The organism is Novipirellula sp. (assembly GCF_041583735.1).
Classification (GTDB): Bacteria; Planctomycetota; Planctomycetia; order Pirellulales; family Pirellulaceae; genus Novipirellula.
Window position 1 is genome coordinate 1 of the sequence record NZ_JBFHFD010000774.1, and the last position, 3,728, is coordinate 3,728.

Here is a 3,728-nt window from a genome sequence, read left to right on the forward strand (position 1 = left end):
ATCTTCGTCGGTTGTCTCGTCAACCGGCGTATCATCAATAGGCGTGTCGACGACGGGATCATCGCTCGTTTCGGTGACCGTCGCGGCGGCATACAGCATCAACGCTTCGGCAACGTCGCTGGCGTCCAGTTCAGTGAACTGCTGATTGGGTGAAACATATGGCTGAAGCACCGATCCTAAATCCGCCAAATGGTCCAACCCAAGTGAATGCCCGATTTCGTGAGCTGCGACCCAAACAAGATCGAACGCTTGATTGCCCAACGAGTTGCCAACCTCCCAAATCTCGGATGTGTCGAATTGGACATCTCCTGCAATTCGTGCAGGGTTCACATCATCAGGGAAATAGGCTTGCGCCAGCGTACCCCCGCCGCCATCAATATTCGCAAACGAGATATCAATCGAATCGGTCAGTCCGGTTTGGTTGACTTTGGTAAAGGTCACATCGACGACGCTTGACCATGCATCCAGCGCTGTTTCGATGGCGGCGTCCACTTCGGCTTGCGAAAGCGAACTCGGAGCGTTGCTGATTGTGTAGGTCAATTCAGCACCGCCCAACCCGGGGCCGTCCCAACCAAAGCTTGCCGCCAACACGCGTCTTGCTTCAAGTGGCTCGGCCATCAATCGGCGTCGCGTTTTTGAACGAACTGGTTTCGTTGTCCGTTTGCGAAATAGTCGTTTCATTCAAATGGCTCTAACGTTTCGGCTTACAACAAGAGGGAAGAAAGACGGAGCGTCGCGTGGTTCCCCGTCAGGGGGCACTGACGGGAAACCACTACAACGCGGCGCGTTGCTACGTCCACGCGCTCGGGGGATCCGGAGGGTTCGAAAGAATCCCCTGAACGACGTCTATGCGTAAGGGGGATTTCAACCCGATCTTGTCACGCTTGACCCAAAGAAAATTGGAGATTTGTACGATTTGCAAGCTTTCACGTGCAAATCAAGCGAGTTTTCGTGCACAGAATGGCTTTGAATCCACGCCCCGCGGCTTTACACGTCGCTAAAGTAACAGTACCTGCTGAATGGTATTGTCACCCGCCCCCCCTCGCGATTTGCTACGTCTTGTACTGCAACGCCTCACACGGCCGCTTGATTCCGCCAGCGGATTCGTGAGGGATTCAAAGATTGCACCGGATCCTTTGCCGCACTATGTCTGAGAACGACGAAATATCATCGAATCCACGTCCGCAATCGCACCAAGAACGGATCTTATTGACTGGGGCAACGGGGTACGTTGGCGGGCGATTGCTGCGGTTGCTCGAAGACTCCGGTCGCCCCTTGCGATGTATGGCACGCCACCCCGAAAATTTACGACCTCGCGTCTCCCAGAGTACCGAAGTTGTCCGCGGCGACGTGCTCCAGCGTGATACATTGGCGGACGCGGTGCAGGGGATTCACACCGTGTACTACTTGATTCATTCGATGGGCACCAGCGACGGGTTTGAGCAAGACGATCGGGACGCTGCTTCCAATTTCGCCTCAGCCGCTCGCGATGCTGGCGTCAAGCGTATCGTCTATCTCGGCGGACTTGGCGAAGACGACGACGAACTATCGAGCCATTTGCGGAGCCGCCATGAAGTCGGAAAGGTGTTGAAAGAATCTGGGGCGCAAGTCATCGAATTCCGCGCCTCGGTGATCATCGGTTCGGGAAGTTTGTCGTTTGAATTGGTGCGAGCTCTGGTGCGAAAGCTGCCAATCATGCTGTGGCCCAAATGGGTATCGACCGAAGCATCGCCAATCGCGATACGCGACGTACTGAGCTATTTGATGGAAACGCTCGAGAAACCGCTTGCTGAAAGCAAAATCTATCAGATCGGTGGTCCTGAACCGGTTTCGTATGGCGGGATCATGGACGAGTACGCTCGCCAACGTGGTTTGAAACGTATCAAGATCCGAGTTCCGTTTCTATCGCCGCGGATCAGTAGTCTTTGGCTAGGCTTGGTCACCCCCGTTTACGCTCGCATTGGCAGGAAACTGGTCGAAGGGCTGCGAAATCCTACGATCGTGACTAACGACGCGGCGCTCCGTGATTACTCGGTCCGCCCGGTGGGCATCCGAGAGGCAATTCAGCGGGCAATCCAGCGTGAGGACCAAGAGATGGTGGAAACACGGTGGTCCGACGCATTGTCATCCGCGGGACGGACACCGAAATGGGGCGGCGAAGCTTTCGGCAGCCGACTTGTCGATTCACGCACAATCGACGTGGATGTGCCGCCGGAATGCGCCTTTGTACCGATCCAACGCATCGGAGGCGATGCCGGTTGGTACTACGGCGAATGGTTGTGGAAGATTCGCGGGTTCATGGACATGTTGATCGGTGGCGTCGGTTACCGCCGCGGCCGTCGTCATGCGAGCAGCGTGCATGTCGGCGACGCCATCGATTTTTGGCGAGTCGAGCTGATCGAGCCGAACCAACGATTGAGACTTGCTGCAGAAATGAAATTGCCTGGACGAGGATGGCTCGATTACGAGGTTTGCCCCCGTCCCGGCGGCGGGTCGACCATCCGCCAAACCGCCGAATTTGATCCAGCCGGATTGTTTGGGTTGTGTTATTGGTACTCGGTGTGGCCGCTGCACCAATTGGTTTTCGCCGGGATGCTACGTGGCGTCGCAAAGCGGGCCGAAGCGTATTGCCAAGACCCGGCAAATCAAACTTCGCCATGACGCTTTGGCAGCAGCGGGAACGCAAGCGAAGCTACCAAACCGACTAACGCAAACGCGGCGATCACCGCAAACAAGTGCTGGTGCCCAAGTGCACCAGGCGAATCGTCAAGCAGTTTTCCCATCATCGGACCCATGAACACATCCGGCGTATATCCGATCGCTGACACCACCCCAACCGCGGTCCCAGTGTATCGAATCGGAACGTGCCCTTCCTGCATGATCGCAAAATAGAGCCCACGTAGTGCAAACACGGCGGCGCTAGTGACGATGATCACACCGAAAAACACGGCGTTCATTCCCGGTTTGAACCATCCCAATGCAATCGCCCCGCAACCGAGTGCCAGGATTAGGAAACTCAATGCGGTGATCCGCGAAATACGAGTCCGATCGGCGATGATCCCCGCTGCAATCGCAGCGATCGGACGCACCCACATCGATACGGTGCTCGTATGCGCCGCTGCAACCTCGTCATACTCCAAAACTTCGCGGGCATACAACGAAACATCATCAAGTCCTTTGTAACCAACGTACGCACAAACGATGATCAACGCTTGCACCGCCACCGCGGGCATCTTTAGCACTGCCACGGCCCCTGCCCATGTGATTCTCGGCTCACTTGCCATCGTGTCGCGATCGTCACCGCGAACGGCAAACCAAACCAACATCGCTGATGCCAACGTGATTCCGGCGAACACAAGGATCACTTGTCGAAACGCGGCGGTACGTTCCGCGAAGGTTGCTGCATCCGAATCGCCTTGTAACAACCACGAATAGACCAGCACCGCGACCGAACCGGTGGCGGCAGCGACCAATCCGCGACCGCCGTCGAGGATACCGAAGGCGGTTCCTGAAAACTCGTCGCCGCCGAGTTCGCGCGTCGCGCGAATCATGGCCGCCCAAAACAACAAGATCGTCGTCAGCCCCCAATAGGCATACAACCACTTCATCACCCCCAGCGACGGGATCGCCGCCAGCAATACTCCGCCAAGCGACGTCGATAGCAAAGCCACCGTCATCATCTTGCGAGCCGCAAACGCGTCGGCAAGCGGGCCGCCAGGAAAGTACGC

At 56.6% G+C, this 3,728-nt stretch carries 3 protein-coding genes; 1 reads left to right on the top strand and 2 read right to left on the bottom strand.

Annotated features, from left to right (window positions below; all coding sequences use genetic code 11):
- Window positions 1–681, bottom strand: a 681-nt coding sequence (locus ABX962_RS32505) for a matrixin family metalloprotease (RefSeq protein WP_372725850.1), incomplete at its 3' end; no start/stop codon positions are given.
- A 465-nt stretch (window positions 682–1,146) separates the two neighbouring features.
- Here ABX962_RS32505 and ABX962_RS32510 point away from each other — a divergent pair.
- Window positions 1,147–2,661, top strand: a complete 1,515-nt coding sequence (locus tag ABX962_RS32510; protein ID WP_372725851.1) for an SDR family oxidoreductase — start codon at window positions 1,147–1,149, stop codon at window positions 2,659–2,661.
- Here ABX962_RS32510 and ABX962_RS32515 read toward each other — a convergent pair.
- On the bottom strand, window positions 2,646–3,728 hold a 1,083-nt coding region (locus ABX962_RS32515), incomplete at its 5' end, for an MFS transporter (RefSeq protein WP_372725852.1). The two genes, ABX962_RS32510 and ABX962_RS32515, sit on opposite strands and share 16 nt — an antisense overlap.

Excerpts from the sequence above, each read along its gene's own strand:
- ABX962_RS32510 (WP_372725851.1), top strand. The coding sequence starts at position 1,147 with ATGTCTGAGAACGACGAAATATCATCGAATCCACGTCCGCAATCGCAC.